The organism is Acinetobacter sp. NIPH 817 (genome assembly GCF_000368405.1).
In the GTDB taxonomy this organism is placed as follows: domain Bacteria; phylum Pseudomonadota; class Gammaproteobacteria; order Pseudomonadales; family Moraxellaceae; genus Acinetobacter.
In genome coordinates, this window is record NZ_KB849420.1 from 2,894,739 (window position 1) to 2,909,465 (window position 14,727).

Consider the following 14,727-nt stretch of genomic DNA (forward strand, 5'->3'; position numbering starts at 1 on the left):
GAATAAGCTCATGTTGCCATCATGGGCTTTTTCTTGCCCAATTTTTATAAGAACTGAAATTGCCGAAAAGTAAGATTAATACGTGGTTGTAAAATCTTTGTTGAACGATTTAAACGGTGTTGCCAATACTGTTGAGTCTCACCACGCATCACAATGAGTTGACCTGGTTGGAGCCACAATTCAACTTTCTCTTTACTTTGAATATGTCTAAAAGAAAATTTTCGGGTAGCACCAAAGCTTAAAGAAGCGATTGTTGTGGTTTTTGCCAAAGACACATCCGAATCACTGTGCCAAGCCATACCTTGAGTTCCATCTTCATAGAGATTTGCTAAGCAAGAATTAAATTTCTCTGAAAGTATTTGCTCTACCTGTTGTTTTAATTTGGCGAGTGCTTTGTCCCACGGCAACGAATCACGTGCCACACCCGAATATTTATATTGATAGTAATCATCTCCATACCATGCAACTTTTCGAGCTGTAATAAAGTGCTTACCATACAACTTAGCCTCGTCATGTTTCCATGCGAGGTGCTGGTAAAGATAGTGAAAATATTGTTCAGCTTCTTCTGGGCTTAAAATACAACCATAGTCCTGAACTTCACCATCGTAGGGTAATAAATTCTCACAAGGCTCTGGAGAAAATAAATCCAAAGTCATACGGTCTCTCCATGTTGCTTTGACATCTCCCAAGCTAACAATGCCAATTTACGCCCCTTTTGCCAATGATATTCTCCGACCATGCCTGTTGCACGAATCACCCGATGGCAAGGAATTAAATATGCAATCGGGTTTTGCCCAATTGCTGTGGCAACAGCTCTAACAGCTTTAGGCTTTCCAATCTGCTCTGCAATATCTTGATAGGTCCGCAATTGACCTTCTGGAATGGTCAGTAACGCTTCCCATACTTGTAGCTGAAACGGAGTCCCTGCTAAGTTAAGCGGAAGCTTGTGCTGCAAGTGTTCTGAAAAATCGTGTTCGAACCATTCTGCAACTTGTTGATGCCAAATCGTTGACTGATTTTTCAATTGAGCTTTTGGAAAATACTGTTTAATTAAATCTTCAATATTCTCGTGAGTTTCGATAAATCTTATAGAACATATACCCTTTTCACTACTTACCACCAACAACTCACCAAATGGACTGGTCTCAACCGAATAATTAAGAATAACGCCTTCACCTTGCTGTTTATATTCACCAGGTGTCATCCCTTCGAGCTGAATAAACAGATCATGTAAACGACCAGTACCCGACAAACCTGTGTTTAAAGCGGTTTCTAATAAGCTTCGCTTTTGTAGCAGATAATATTTAGCCTGCTGCAAACTCATATATTGAACAAATTTTTTCGGGCTAATACCCACCCATTCCTGAAACTGACGTTGGATATAACCTGAACTTAAATTCATATGGCTCGCAACATCGTCTAGACTCGGTTGTTGGTCTAGATGTTCATATAAATATTCAATTACATTGGCAATTACAGCAAATTGCCGAGAAGAAAGCATTTGCATGTGTCACCTCCTTAGCTCTCATATCTTACATTAAAGTAGCTAAAGCCCCATGACGACCCGATTCTTGCACTTTTGAAAATAAAAAAGCCTTTCATTATAGAAAGGCTTAATCATTCAATATGTGCTTAAGGTTGCTTTAAATACGGCCAAGCTGCTTTAAGGTAAATAAACATTGACCATAAAGTTAAAATGACGGCTGTATATAACAACGCGTAAGCCAACATTTCTAAAGGTTGCCAATTGAGTAAGAACACACTAATGGCAATCATCTGAAAAGCTGTTTTATATTTGCCTACTGTCGATACAGCCACACTCGTTCTTGCGCCAAGTTCTGCCATCCACTCACGTAAAGCAGAAACTGTAATTTCCCGTGAAATAATGACAATTGCCGCAAAAGCCATTGAAATGGTTGGATTCCACTGCACCAAAACAATAAGTGCTGCCGCCACCATGAGCTTATCTGCAACTGGATCTAAAAAACGGCCAAATGCTGAAGTCTGGTTTAAAGTTCGTGCCAAATAGCCATCAAACCAATCGGTAATAGCAGCCAACACAAAAATAGCCGTCAAGATAATATGACGACTCATATTCCCTGCTTGCTCACCAATACCCATTGCAGGCGGCCAATACGCAATCACCAAAAATACAGGAATAAGCGCGATACGCGCCAACGTTAGGATATTTGGGATATTCAGGATTCGCCCTGTGGTCATAAACACCGCCAATTTAGTCTTCATGCATCTTGTAACAGACAAAAATACATTCTTCAATATTGTATCTATCTGTAACAGCCACTTTATACGAAATATACGAATCGAGGAAGTGGACTGCTTAGGTAAATACCGTAACAGTTTGCCGTAAAATTGCAATTAAATGATCATTTTGGTCCCAAAGATGGGCACATTCCGTGGAATAACCTTCACCAGCATATTCAGTCACCACTTTATATTTAAACCAGTCACATAATTGATGTGGAAATGGATGAACATAGGTAATGTGCCAAGTTAAAGAACTTGCAGGAGCAACTTGTTTAAACATCGGCAATACACCAGGCGGCCAAATATCCATCAAAACAATTAAATCTGGCAATGTCATTTGACGATTTTCATGCTTCTCTGGAGTGAACCTTGACCATCCTCCAAAGTCAGCATACTGACTTCCTGTAACAGGATAATGACCTTCTGCCCAGCATACATCAAAATGTTGATAGCATTCTGGCATTTGTCTAGCAAAAGGAATCGGTTGTAAATCTTCTGGTGGTGCATAAACTGGCACCATAGGTTCTTGCCGTACTTCAATATTCGATGTACGAGGCACACCAAAGCTTGCAACCAAAATGGTTTGTACCGCGCCATCTTGCCATAAACGGGTTTCAAGTGTAGTGACCGATTTCCCTTCCCTTAAAATTTCAACAGTCAATTGAGCAGACCCCTGCTGAACAGGCCCCACAAAAGTAACACTACAACTTAATAATCTTTTATTTGGATCTTGAATATTGGCGCACGCTTTTTGCATCAGCAAACCTGCAACAAGACCACCAAACACTGTTCGTCCTTGCAACCACCCTTCAGGTATTTCAATCCATTCCTTTTGTTTTATTTCTTCAAACAATTGCAGCAAAGACATTCCTTTCCCTAAAACAAAAGTGTTATTAGGGAGGATCTTTCATCATTTTGATTGGAATGTGAATGGTCAATCCTTTAGTAATTGGCGAGCTATTTTGTCACTCCGCCTTTAAAACGATGCTTATTCATGCAGAATTTTATAAATCGTTCTGGCCATCATTTCACCAAAACCGGGCACAAGCATGAGCTCTTTTTCAGAGGCTTTTAAAACACCTTGAATCCCACCAAAATGAGTTAATAAATCTCGACGGCGCTTTGGACCCAATCCCGGAATTGCTTCTAAAACTGAAGTGCTACGGCGTTTATCACGTTTAGCTCGGTGTTTAGTAATTGCGAAGCGATGGGCTTCATCACGCACCTGTTGAATTAAGTGCAATGCTTTATGATCTTCTGGTAACTGGATTTTCGTGCCATCTGTAAAATGCAGGGTTTCAAGACCCGGTTTACGTCCTTCACCTTTAGATACTCCCACCATAAAAGCATCGAGCCCAAGCTCTTGCATAACATCCATCGCCATATGAAGCTGACCTTTACCACCATCAATCAACAGTAAGTCAGGCAATATGGCTTTTTTATAACGTCGTGTTAAGGCTTGGCGCATAGCCGCATAGTCATCGCCTGCTGTAATGTCTTGAATGGCAAATTGGCGGTAGTCACGCTTACGTGCCCCACCTTGGTCAAACACCACACAAGACGCAATTGGAGCTTCGCCCATGGTATGGCTAATATCAAAACATTCAATACGATCGACAGGTCTTCCAATCACTTGCTCTAATTGATGGAAACGTTCATTAAGCTCTAAATGATTACTCAACTGACCCTTAATTGCATGTTGAACATTCATTTCAGCTAGTTCTAGCCACTCGGCACGAGTTTCTCGAACATTATTCTTAATCTGAACTTTTTTGCCAAACTGCTGTGCCAATGCTTCTTCTAATTCTTTACGGTCTGGCAAAGCAATGTTCACGATGAGCTCATTGGGTACTTCATCTGCAACTTGAAAGTAAAAGTTTGCCATAAAGTCACTGAGCATTTGCCCAAGATCATCACCAAGCATGTCAGGGAAATAGCTTTTTCCACCTAGCATTCGCCCATTGCGCACATACATAATCTGTACGCATGTCACACCAGCCTGATATGCAATGGCCAGAATATCCGCCTCACCTTTGACTTTAAACACAGCTTGTTGAGCTTGAACTTCACGAAGTAAAGATAGTCGATCACGGTAAAAAACAGCTTTTTCAAATTCAAGTTCAGCTGCTGCTTGTTCCATTTTGGCAATCAGTTCTTGATTGAGCTCCTTCGTATCACCTTGCAAAAAGCGAATACTATTATTAATGTCTTCTTTATAATCTTCGGGTGAAATCAGCCCTACACAAGGTGCAGAACAACGCTTGATCTGATATTGCAAACACGGGCGCTTGCGCTGTGCAAAGTAGCTATTTTCACACTGACGTACATTAAAAAGCTTTTGTAGAACGAGTAAAGTATCACGGGCACTATAGGCACTTGGATAAGGCCCAAAGAACTTACCAATTTGATGCTTCCCTTTGCCGCGACCACTAGCAAGCCGAGGATACGGCTTATCTGCCGATACAAAAATATAGACATATGACTTATCGTCCCGCAGCATGATGTTATAAGGCGGACGATGTTGTTTAATTAAATTTTGCTCAAGGAGTAGTGCTTCAGTTTCTGAACGAGTGACTAAAGTTTCAATATCATAAATTCTGGCAACTAAAGCCTGTGTTTTAGGATGCTCAATGGTTTTAACAAAATAACTCGATACCCGATTCTTTAGGTTTTTTGCTTTGCCGACATATAACAATTCTCCCTCTTTCCCTAGCATTTTATAAACACCTGGAAGTTGGGTCATGTGGGCTAAAATTTTTTCAATATGGGGACGAGCGTTTTGATTCACTATCGGCAGACATGGCTTAATACTGAATACCTAATGTGATGTTTTCAACCTGAGTTTTCAAGTGCTTTACTGTGCCAGAAGCCAAATTTGGAAACAGATTTGGATATGTCCCGACAGACTATGTCGTACTCGCTTAAGAATCGAGGCGATAGTAGCTATATTTCACGTCTTTTTCTTTATAGACCGCATAAGTTTTTTGGCGAAAATCTGAGAACCACCCATTCCCTGTATATCCCGCAATATGACCATATGTATGACCACTTGTTCGCTCAATAATATAAATATCGCCTTCTTGAGGACGATTAAAAGCAGGTTTAATTTTCTTATAACCGTTCTTCTCAAGTGTATGCCCCCAGTCTGAAGCTGCTACCGGATGCTTAGATACATCGGCGCCTGCTGCTTGTAAAGCAATGCGAATATTCTTGGCGCATTTCTCTTTACTATGGTTGGCAGATATACTTTCAAGCTTACTTGAGAACTTATGCAAATTAATATTTTGATCTTCAGATTGATGACTTTTCACATCAGATTTTTTATGTTTTTCAGTCGTCGAAGCTGTTTGTCTTAACATCACTTTCATTTTTAAATCATCTTGAGAGCTTTCTTCTTTTCTCTCTGCGATATGATGAACATGTGCATGAACTGCGTGATGAGCATGAGCCATTTTAAAACCTACTTCCGCTAACCAGTCTTCGAAAAAACCGCGCCATTGTAGAATCAAAATTGGTCTTTGGCTTTTAATAGTTGTAACAAATTGCCAGCACTGTGAAATGAGTCACAAAAACTATTAAGTACTGTACAGCATAAAAAACGCCCTTTCGGGCGTAATAAATAAAACTATTTATCTATAATTTTGGTCAATCCCATCCATTTTAAATACGATTGACTAAGTATTTATAGAGAGTTTCAGATTAATTTAAATTATTTAAATAAACCGTTCGCTCTATAGTTTTCTGGGTAAAGCATTGTGTATATTGCATCTCTTGGTTTTGCTTACTCATTTCAGCAGTCCAGTAATTCGATTGTTTTTGATAAGTTTCTAAATCCTTTTCAGCAATGTCATCAACACTTTTTTGTGCAAGTACCTTACATTCAACATCGCGTTTTTCAAACCAATCGGATTGATCTTGTTTAAATTGAGTTTTTTTCTCAGCATTCAATTTATCCCAAGTCTGATTTAAGCGTTCTACTTGCTTAGCTTTGTCGCTATCCAATTCTTTTTTACGGACATCCATGGCTTTCTGTGCCAATTCAGTCTGCGCATTATAATTTTCTGCCGATTGTTTATCATCCTCTACACGACTTTTTTCATAACGTTGATTTTCTTCAACATAAGCCGCATATTGCACAGCTTTAGTGGCAACAAAAACCACTCCTTCAATCACAGTATTTTGACTTGGCAAATTAAATACCAAACCCTCTTTATCTGTTTTTGTGATGTTATAGAAAAAATCACCTTTCAATTGATCATTTTCAAGGGTCAAAGATGAATCATTATTAGAAAAATGGTCATTGAGTACATCCGATTCTTCATCAGAATAGCGCTGTTCTTCAATATATGCTTTTTCCGCACGCTTTTGTAAGCCTTTAGGAAATGAAACGACCAATTGGCTTTCACAACTTAATTGTGTATTTTTTTGACTATCGTCTTCTAAGGGTAAAGTGCGAATATTTTTAATTTCAAACTTCAAACCTTGATTAATTTTATTAAGGATGTCCGCATCAACCTGATATTGACTTTGTCTTAAACTGCGTTCGATTTGTTTCAAATACTCTTTTTTTAATGAGGCTTGAATCTGCTTCAAATTCTCAGGATGCGTACAGCTCCAATCCGAAATTGTCTCAACTTTATCTGTTTTTGATTTTGGTTCTGGCTTAGATTTCCCACATCCAGTCAATATTAATGCTGCACTGAATGTAGTTATTACTAAAGCTTGTTTCATCACCGTATTCATTTATATTCCACACAATTTTTTAAATTTATCAAGCACAAGAAAGGTATATATTTACCAGTCGCATTATCATCCCAATAATTAATATAAAATTCACCTAAAATTTTAAATAAAAATGCTATCCGCTCTAATAATCATCTTTTTAAGTGCATAAAAATAAATGCAAATTATTTAAATAATCAAAACAAAAAACGCCCTCTCGGGCGCTTTAATTAAAATATATATGGTCGAACAAAAATCAGGAAGAAAATCCCAAGCATTAATAACCATTTTAAGAAGTAATACAACTTACGGTTTTTAGCTTTTAATGCTTTAGCTTTAATGCGAATTTGATAAACATAACCAAAAGCTTTATTTAAACCACCTGTTTGGTCACCTGTTTCATTAGGTGAACTTGCAGCAGTCATCACTTTACGACCAAACCAATGATTGAAACGTTCCATCCATTTCACTTTCATTGGTCGTTCAACATCTGCAAAGAAAATAATACGGTTTTGATCAGTCTTATTTTCAGCATAGTGAATATAGGTTTCATCAAACACGACGCTTTGACCGTCACGCCAAGAGTATCTTTCACCATCTACATCAATAAAACAACGGTCATCATTTGGCGTAATTAAACCCAAGTGATAACGAAGTGATCCTGCGTATGGGTCACGGTGTCTTACCAAACGGCTGTCAGGTGCAAGCTCGGTAAACATTGCGGCTTTAATTGTCGGCAATGTTTTAAGAAGAGCTGTGGTTTTTGGGCAAAGCTCAGCAGCAGACGGATGGCTTGACTCGTACCATTTTAAGTAAAAACGCTTCCAACCTGTTTTAAAGAATGAATTAAAACCTAAGTCGTTATATGTACTTGAAGCTTTGATCCCACCTTGGTCATATAAAGCTTTCGCTTCATCACGAATCATTTCCCAATTTTCATCCAACACTTTTAAATCTTTAAAATGCTGGGTGTCGATATAAGGTTGATTCGGCACCTTTGAAAAGATGTACATTAAAAAGTTAATCGGTGCGAGCAAGGTTGAATGGTCAAAAAATTGACGATAAAACGAGTGACGCACTTTGCCGCGATGCTGGATATACAATGCCGATATCACAAAAATCGCTAATATGATCCACTTAATCATATTGCTACTCTTTCAAAAGATTAGGGGCAACTTCACCTTATATTTAAGGCAATAGAAACCGGAAGTTTATTTAATTGGCACAAATTTTAACAAAATTGACTTATAAAAAGCGAATGTAAAAAAATAAGTCAAATAATAGACCTCATATTTTTATAAGAAATAAAAGAACCCTTGGTATTTTTTCAGCACTTTAAAAAGTTAAAACTTGTTGTTATTTTTATTCGCTTTTTTAAGATAAAAATTGAACAATTGACTTTTTTGACAAAAAATTAACTTTTGAATTTTCATAATTTTTATAAGAAAGCTTGATAATTCCAGAGCTTTATAAAGAAAAATTTAAAGCAAAACAAAAGCCTTTGATTAGCAGCTATCTTTATGATTTCTTTTATGCATTTAATACAGATGAATTGAATAATAAATAAGATGACCCTTGCGTCACGGCTTGATACAACTTGTCAGGTTTTTTTTAGATATAGTTATCGTAAGATTAGCGAAGCATAAATGTGTACCAAAGCTGTGCACACGCTTCATAACATCAACTTAGAAGTCCTCCAAAACCAAGGAGATCAGGCATGATCCACGCTGGCAATGCCATTACCGTCCAAATGCTTTCGGACGGAATTGCAGAATTCCGCTTTGACTTACAAGGTGAGTCGGTCAATAAATTTAACCGTGCAACAATTGAAGATTTCCAAGCTGCTATTGCTGCGGTAAAAGCAAATAACGATATTAAAGGCTTAGTTGTTACGTCTGGCAAATCAACATTTATTGTTGGGGCAGACATTACCGAATTTGGTGAAAACTTCGCTCAAGGCGAAAAAGCGATTGTTGACTGGCTTATGCCTGTTCACGAAATCTTCAATAGCTTTGAAGATTTAGAAATTCCAAAAGTTGTTGCTATTAACGGTATGGCGTTAGGCGGCGGTTTTGAAATGTGTTTAGTGTGTGACTATCGTGTGATGTCAGAAGCTGCACAAGTGGGCTTACCAGAAATTAAACTTGGTATTTACCCAGGTTTTGGCGGTAGCGTACGTTTAAGCCGTCTTATTGGTATCGACAACGCGGTTGAATGGATGGCAATGGCTGCTCCTAAAAAACCGGCTGCCGCCCTAAAAGATGGTGCTGTAGATGCGGTTGTAGCTGCTGATAAATTACTTGAAGCTGCAACTGATTTAGTTAAGCAAGCAATTTCTGGTCGTTTGAACTGGAAAGCGAAACGCCAAGAAAAACTTGATGCTGTAAAATTGAACCCACTTGAACAAATGATGGCGTTCAACACAGCAAAAGGTGCTGTACTTGCTAAAGCAAATCCTGCTCAATACCCTGCTCCAAAATTATTACTTGATTCATTACAAGCAGGTGCAAGCCTTGCGCGTGACGAAGCATTAAAAGCTGAAGCTGAAGGTTTTGCAAAAGCTGCGATTACTCCACAAGCTGGTGCATTAATTGGTTTATTCCTCAATGACCAAGTTGTTAAGAAAACGGCTAAAAAACATGAAAAAGGTGCGCACCCTGTAAACCAAGCAGCTGTACTTGGCGCTGGTATCATGGGTGGTGGTATTGCTTACCAAGCGGCAAGCAAAGGCACTCCAATTATCATGAAAGATATTGGTAACCCACAACTTGCACTAGGTATGTCAGAAGCGAACAGCTTGTTAACTAAACAAGTTGAACGTAAGAAAATGAAACCTGCGCAAATGGGTGAAACCCTTGCACGTATCCGTCCTACTTTAAGCTACGATGAGTTTAAAGAAGTTGATATCGTGATCGAAGCGGTTACAGAAAATCCAAAAGTTAAAGAAATCGTTCTTGCAGACACTGAAAAGCATGTTCGTGAAAACACGATTATTGCGTCTAACACGTCTACTATTTCAATTACACGTTTAGCAAAAGCATTACAACGTCCTGAAAACTTCGTTGGTATGCACTTCTTCAACCCAGTTCACATGATGCCACTTGTAGAAGTCATTCGTGGTGAAAAAACTTCTGAAGAAGCGATTGCAACTACTGTTGTTCTTGCTCAAAAAATGGGTAAAACACCAATCGTTGTAAATGACTGCCCAGGGTTCTTGGTTAACCGTGTATTGTTCCCTTACTTTGGTGCGTTTGACCTTCTTGTAAAAGACGGCGCAGACTTCCAGCAAGTTGACAATGTAATGTCTAAGTTTGGCTGGCCAATGGGTCCTGCTTACCTCATCGACGTTGTTGGTATCGACACGGGTGTTCATGGTGCAGAAGTCATGGCTGAAGGTTTCCCAGACCGTATGAAGCCAGACTACAAAGGTTCAATCCAAGCAATGTACGAAGCTAAACGTCTTGGTCAAAAGAATGACGTTGGTTTCTACAAATACGAACTCGATAAGAAAGGCAAGAAAGCAAAAACTGTTGATCCAACAGCGTATGAAATCATTGCTCCTTTCGTAACGGGTGAAAAACGCGAGTTTGATAACCAAGAAATCATTGACCGCATGATGCTTGCTTTCTGTAATGAAACAGTTCGTTGCTTAGAAGACAACATCGTTGCAACTGCTGCTGAAGCAGACATGGCAATGATTATGGGTGTAGGTTTCCCTCCATTCCGTGGTGGTCCATGTCGTTATATCGACCAGACAGGTGTTGCTGAATATGTTGCGCTTTGCAACAAATATGCACACTTAGGTAAGGCTTATGAAGCGCCACAAATGTTGCGTGACATGGCTGCTAACAACAAAAAATTCTACGGTTAAGGAGCAACGTGAATGGCTACTTTAAATCCACGTGACGTTGTCATCGTTGATGGCGTACGTTCTGCAATGGGTAAAACCAAAAACGGTATGTTCCGCAATGTACGTGCTGACAGCTTATCTGCTGAGTTGGTTCGTGCACTCGTTGCTCGTAACCAGTTTGACACCAATGAAGTTGAAGATCTGATCTGGGGCTGTGTAAACCAGACTTTAGAACAAGGTATGAACATTGGTCGTAACATCGGCTTATTGGCTGACCTACCAAAAACTGTAGCAGGTCAAACTGTAAACCGTCTTTGTGGTTCTTCTATGCAAGCACTTCATACTGCTGCTGCACAGATTGCAACTAACCAAGGTGATATCTTCATTATTGGTGGTGTAGAGCACATGGGCCATGTAGGTATGATGCACGGCATCGACCTAAACCCAGAAGCATCTAAACACTATGCTAAAGCATCTAACATGATGGGCTTAACTGCTGAAATGTTAGGTCGCATGAACGGCATTAGCCGTGAAGAGCAAGACGCTTTTGGTGTTGAATCTCACCGCCGTGCTTGGGCTGCAACTCAAGAAGGTCGTTTCAAAAACGAAATCGTTGGTGTTGAAGGTCACGATGCAAATGGCTTTAAAATCCTTTGCGACATTGATGAAGTAATTCGTCCAGATGCAAACCTTGAGTCGTTCAAAGCACTACGTCCTGTATTCGATCCGAAAGGCGGTACGGTAACTGCTGCTACATCTTCAGCGTTGTCTGACGGTGCTTCTGCAATGTTGCTTATGTCTGCTGAGCGTGCACAAGCGTTAGGTTTAAAACCACGCGCTGTAATTCGCTCTATGGCAGTTGCAGGTTGTGATGCTGCAATCATGGGTTATGGTCCAGTTCCAGCAACTCAAAAAGCGCTTAAACGCGCTGGTTTAACGATGGCTGATATTCAAACTATCGAGTTAAACGAAGCATTTGCTGCTCAAGGCTTATCAGTAATGAAAGGCTTAGGTATTTATGACAAGCAAGACATCATTAACTTAAATGGTGGTGCGATTGCTTTAGGTCACCCACTAGGTTGTTCTGGTGCGCGTATCACCACTACGTTGTTAAACGTAATGGAACAACAAGATACTCAAATCGGCCTTGCGACTATGTGTATCGGCCTTGGTCAAGGTATTGCAACAGTGATCGAACGTGTTTAATTAACACCAAGATAAAAAAATCCCCGCTCAATGCGGGGATTTTTATTTTATCGGCCTTTTAAACCGTCTTGAATTTGCTGCTGTAAATTTATGAGGTCATTAAGGTTTACTTTCATTGTACCCTCACGATAAGCATCAACATTACTGCGATTAATATTCAAAGGTCTTAACATTTCAAAGATACCATTGGTTGGATCAGAAGACTGTATTCCACCTGCTACCGCTAAAATATATTGTTGTAAGAATGGAGAAAGTTGAGACAAATCTGGCTGTGCCATGACTGGCTGATAATCTACCGTAGCCATGCCTTCAGGGACTAAAGCATTTTGTATATCATTATGAATTTTATACTCACGGTGCTGCAAAGCCTGACGCACTTTTTTATCTTCTTGGAAAGGTACAAATCCTACCTCTTCACGTAGCTCAGATTCAGCCATAACGCGAATTGTTGGTAAAGTCGCTACTTCTTCTGCTTGAACAGTCGGTAAACCCATAAAAGCAAATGCAGCAATGAAGGCTGATTGTTTTAGAAAGTTCATAACTTGCTCCAAAAATCAGTCACCCTATTCAAATTAAAAAGATGATGATTAAATTAAAAGTATCTATAAATAGGCTACAACAAAGTCGAATTTGATTCAGTAATGCTCAGATAAACGGTAAATATAATTAATTTTCTTAATGTAAAAGTACGGTTCTTCTATTTATTAAACTTCATCCTATAAAGCACTCTATAACTTGAACAAAAGTGTTCAGATTATAGAGTGCGATTTATCTTATAAATTTTATTTGCGCTCCAACATCTCTTTTAAAGAATTCACGACTTGTGGAAATGTCGTATAACCTTCTCTACCTAAAAAATGCCCGCCATTAGGTACTGTAATGTACGGCGCATCAATTTCTTTAGCCAATTGAATGGTCAGTTTTGGCGGCACCAAATCATCATTATCAGACAAATACACCAGCTTTTTCTTTATGCCCTTAAAGTCATTTGTATCGACTTTACTCTTCGTTATATAACTATTAAGTACAGAAGAATCTGAAATGAAACCAGAGAATCCGGATACTAAAATCATTCCTCCAATATTTTGATACTCATGTCTTTGCAAAAAGTGCAGTAACGTGATTACCCCTAAACTGTGCGCAACAAAATAGGTATTCTCATCCACCTTAGGGATCTGCTGGTCTAAAACTTTCTGCCAAGCTTCTACATCTGGATGTTCCGAATCTGGAAATGGAATTAAAGTAACAGTCGTATGTTCATCTTCTATTTGATGTTTTAAATCTAAAAACCAATGATCATCTATAGAAGCAGAGTAACCATGAAGCACAAATATTTGACGCATGTTCTTCTCCTGAAGTTCAAGTATTTTGGCATTTGCAACAAATGACATTAATCCGAATAACACCAATAAAATGAGTTTTCTCATCATGGAACAAGTACCATTTTGAAAGATAAAAACATGCTAAACTATGACACCACTGTTAAGGTCAACCCCATTTTATGAACCTTGCCAAAGTTGCCGAAATCACAAAAGTCAGCCCGCGTATGCTGCGTTATTATGAGAGTTTAGGGCTTATAAAGCCTTATCGAGCGAGCAATAACTATCGAAGCTATACACAAAAAGATATTGAAAATATTAAGAAAATTAAAATATTAAATGATGCAGGTATGCATTTAAAAGACATTCAAGCCTTGCTGCCTTGTTTTGATTTAGATGAACGTGTATTTAAGCTGTGCTCAGTGGTTCAAGAAAAACTGCAAACTGAACTCATGCATGTGTCTGAACAATTAAACAAACTGCAAACTTCTCAAAGTTTATTACAATCTTTTTTAACCAAAGGAAAAGCCGAGAGCACCAAACTATAATTCTTGATGCTCATACTCTGCTTATTCTTTTAAATCTCCTTCGAGTGCAGCTACATTCTTTTTCTTAATTTTTTCAATTTTTGCATTCAGTTTTAGAACATCTTGGTAAAGCCCATTAAACTTTTTGACCTGAGCATTTTCATGAAAAAGAATCATCTGATCTTTCTTTTGCCACTCATAATTTTTTAGAAGCTTAAACATTTGTTCCGCTTTATCCAAAATTTGTAGTTCAATCATAAAAATTGCATGGTCTTGATCTGCTTTTTGCTGAGTTCCCAATTTCATTTCAAGGAGTTGCCTCATCTCTGCATCAACAGATAATTCTTGAACCTTTGCTAAAAAAGTTTTATGAATTTTTTCATATTCAGTTTGATACTGATTCGAAGCTGTACGAACATCAGCTAACATCTTTTCGGTTTCTACAAATTTTTGCTTTTTATCAATATCTAAACGATCAACATTTAAAAAAGTATCCCATTTGGCTGCTTTGAGTTCTCTTAAATATGCATTTCGTGCATTAATATTTTGAATCCAATAACTTAAAAGAAATTCTGAAATTTGCTTATAGTGTCCTGCCAACCGTTTATCGTGAATATTAAGCTCGACGGGTTTAGACCAATCCTGCGCTTGTTCGTAAAGCTGATTCATTTTTTCAGTCATAACGACATCAAACATTTGACTACTGTCTTTAGCCTGCTGCTGTTTGATATGTTGATAGGTGAAAAAAACAATGCTTGTGATAACAATCAGACTTGCTATCGCAATCAAAACTCGGCGCATACACACCTCCTATTTCCCTTCTTATAGTTTTGCTCTT

The 14,727-nt window shown here is 38.6% G+C and carries 15 protein-coding genes; 3 read left to right on the forward strand and 12 right to left on the reverse strand.

Annotated elements, in window-relative coordinates:
* Positions 1 to 44: 44 nt before the first annotated feature.
* The 9 genes from F968_RS17230 to lpxO form a co-directional block, all read right to left on the reverse strand.
* The gene (locus F968_RS17230) at positions 45 to 656 is read right to left on the reverse strand and encodes an alpha-ketoglutarate-dependent dioxygenase AlkB family protein (RefSeq protein ID WP_004795047.1); all 612 of its coding nucleotides are present in this window, start codon (positions 654 to 656) and stop codon (positions 45 to 47) included.
* A complete protein-coding gene (locus tag F968_RS17235) occupies positions 653 to 1,507 on the reverse strand; it encodes a methylated-DNA--[protein]-cysteine S-methyltransferase (RefSeq protein WP_004795049.1) in 855 nt (284 codons plus the stop codon). The genes F968_RS17230 and F968_RS17235 overlap by 4 nt, the downstream gene beginning before the upstream one ends.
* A 125-nt stretch (positions 1,508 to 1,632) precedes the next feature.
* Positions 1,633 to 2,220 (reverse strand): CDP-diacylglycerol--glycerol-3-phosphate 3-phosphatidyltransferase, encoded by a 588-nt coding sequence (gene pgsA, locus F968_RS17240; RefSeq protein WP_004795051.1) that lies wholly within the window; start codon positions 2,218 to 2,220, stop codon positions 1,633 to 1,635.
* 118 nt (positions 2,221 to 2,338) lie between these two features.
* Positions 2,339 to 3,133, reverse strand: coding sequence for a thioesterase family protein (locus F968_RS17245; protein ID WP_004795052.1), 795 nt, complete (start codon positions 3,131 to 3,133; stop codon positions 2,339 to 2,341).
* Positions 3,134 to 3,253: 120 nt separating this feature from the next.
* Complete coding sequence (gene uvrC, locus F968_RS17250; protein WP_004795055.1) at positions 3,254 to 5,053, reverse strand: excinuclease ABC subunit UvrC; 1,800 nt, start codon at positions 5,051 to 5,053, stop codon at positions 3,254 to 3,256.
* A gap of 133 nt (positions 5,054 to 5,186) precedes the next feature.
* Positions 5,187 to 5,717, reverse strand: coding sequence for a CHAP domain-containing protein (locus F968_RS17255; RefSeq protein WP_004795057.1), 531 nt, complete (start codon positions 5,715 to 5,717; stop codon positions 5,187 to 5,189).
* A 247-nt stretch (positions 5,718 to 5,964) separates the two neighbouring features.
* Positions 5,965 to 7,008 (reverse strand): hypothetical protein, encoded by a 1,044-nt coding sequence (locus tag F968_RS17260; RefSeq protein WP_004795059.1) that lies wholly within the window; start codon positions 7,006 to 7,008, stop codon positions 5,965 to 5,967.
* Entirely contained in the window at positions 7,005 to 7,127 is a 123-nt protein-coding gene (locus F968_RS20025) for a hypothetical protein (RefSeq protein WP_081399709.1), read from the reverse strand. Before F968_RS20025 ends, F968_RS17260 begins: the two co-directional genes overlap by 4 nt.
* A 90-nt stretch (positions 7,128 to 7,217) precedes the next feature.
* Positions 7,218 to 8,132 carry a lipid A hydroxylase LpxO gene (lpxO, locus tag F968_RS17265; RefSeq protein ID WP_004795061.1) on the reverse strand — a complete coding sequence of 305 codons (915 nt, stop codon included), beginning with the start codon at positions 8,130 to 8,132 and terminating at the stop codon, positions 7,218 to 7,220.
* A gap of 572 nt (positions 8,133 to 8,704) precedes the next feature.
* On the opposite strand from lpxO, the gene fadB reads away from it, so the two are divergent.
* Together fadB and fadA are read left to right on the forward strand one after the other, a co-directional pair.
* Positions 8,705 to 10,858: a fatty acid oxidation complex subunit alpha FadB gene (gene fadB / locus F968_RS17270; RefSeq protein ID WP_004795062.1), complete on the forward strand. Its 2,154-nt coding sequence runs from the start codon at positions 8,705 to 8,707 to the stop codon at positions 10,856 to 10,858.
* A gap of 12 nt (positions 10,859 to 10,870) precedes the next feature.
* Complete coding sequence (gene fadA, locus F968_RS17275) at positions 10,871 to 12,043, forward strand: acetyl-CoA C-acyltransferase FadA (protein ID WP_004795064.1); 1,173 nt, start codon at positions 10,871 to 10,873, stop codon at positions 12,041 to 12,043.
* A 47-nt stretch (positions 12,044 to 12,090) separates the two neighbouring features.
* Here fadA and F968_RS17280 read toward each other — a convergent pair whose 3' ends face one another.
* Both F968_RS17280 and F968_RS17285 read right to left on the reverse strand, forming a co-directional pair.
* Positions 12,091 to 12,582 (reverse strand): hypothetical protein, encoded by a 492-nt coding sequence (locus tag F968_RS17280; RefSeq protein WP_004795067.1) that lies wholly within the window; start codon positions 12,580 to 12,582, stop codon positions 12,091 to 12,093.
* Positions 12,583 to 12,825: 243 nt separating this feature from the next.
* A complete protein-coding gene (locus F968_RS17285; RefSeq protein WP_034596474.1) occupies positions 12,826 to 13,473 on the reverse strand; it encodes an RBBP9/YdeN family alpha/beta hydrolase in 648 nt (215 codons plus the stop codon).
* Positions 13,474 to 13,544: 71 nt separating this feature from the next.
* Here F968_RS17285 and F968_RS17290 point away from each other — a divergent pair, with 71 nt between their 5' ends.
* Positions 13,545 to 13,910, forward strand: coding sequence for a MerR family transcriptional regulator (locus tag F968_RS17290; protein ID WP_004795070.1), 366 nt, complete (start codon positions 13,545 to 13,547; stop codon positions 13,908 to 13,910).
* A gap of 21 nt (positions 13,911 to 13,931) precedes the next feature.
* On the opposite strand, the gene F968_RS17295 is transcribed toward F968_RS17290, so the two are convergent.
* Positions 13,932 to 14,690, reverse strand: a complete 759-nt coding sequence (locus tag F968_RS17295; protein ID WP_004795072.1) for a hypothetical protein — start codon at positions 14,688 to 14,690, stop codon at positions 13,932 to 13,934.
* Positions 14,691 to 14,727: the final 37 nt, after the last annotated feature.

What these genes read in the sequence shown, in the direction of transcription:
- F968_RS17230 (WP_004795047.1), bottom strand. Translation starts at nt 656, where the DNA reads ATGACTTTGGATTTATTTTCTCCAGAGCCTTGTGAGAATTTATTACCC.
- F968_RS17235 (WP_004795049.1), bottom strand. Translation starts at nt 1,507, where the DNA reads ATGCAAATGCTTTCTTCTCGGCAATTTGCTGTAATTGCCAATGTAATT.
- pgsA (WP_004795051.1), bottom strand. Translation starts at nt 2,220, where the DNA reads ATGACCACAGGGCGAATCCTGAATATCCCAAATATCCTAACGTTGGCG.
- F968_RS17245 (WP_004795052.1), bottom strand. Translation starts at nt 3,133, where the DNA reads ATGTCTTTGCTGCAATTGTTTGAAGAAATAAAACAAAAGGAATGGATT.
- F968_RS17255 (WP_004795057.1), bottom strand. Translation starts at nt 5,717, where the DNA reads ATGGCTCATGCTCATCACGCAGTTCATGCACATGTTCATCATATCGCA.
- F968_RS17260 (WP_004795059.1), bottom strand. Translation starts at nt 7,008, where the DNA reads ATGAATACGGTGATGAAACAAGCTTTAGTAATAACTACATTCAGTGCA.
- lpxO (WP_004795061.1), bottom strand. Translation starts at nt 8,132, where the DNA reads ATGATTAAGTGGATCATATTAGCGATTTTTGTGATATCGGCATTGTAT.
- fadB (WP_004795062.1), top strand. Translation starts at nt 8,705, where the DNA reads ATGATCCACGCTGGCAATGCCATTACCGTCCAAATGCTTTCGGACGGA.
- fadA (WP_004795064.1), top strand. Translation starts at nt 10,871, where the DNA reads ATGGCTACTTTAAATCCACGTGACGTTGTCATCGTTGATGGCGTACGT.
- F968_RS17280 (WP_004795067.1), bottom strand. Translation starts at nt 12,582, where the DNA reads ATGAACTTTCTAAAACAATCAGCCTTCATTGCTGCATTTGCTTTTATG.
- F968_RS17285 (WP_034596474.1), bottom strand. Translation starts at nt 13,473, where the DNA reads ATGATGAGAAAACTCATTTTATTGGTGTTATTCGGATTAATGTCATTT.
- F968_RS17290 (WP_004795070.1), top strand. Translation starts at nt 13,545, where the DNA reads ATGAACCTTGCCAAAGTTGCCGAAATCACAAAAGTCAGCCCGCGTATG.
- F968_RS17295 (WP_004795072.1), bottom strand. Translation starts at nt 14,690, where the DNA reads ATGCGCCGAGTTTTGATTGCGATAGCAAGTCTGATTGTTATCACAAGC.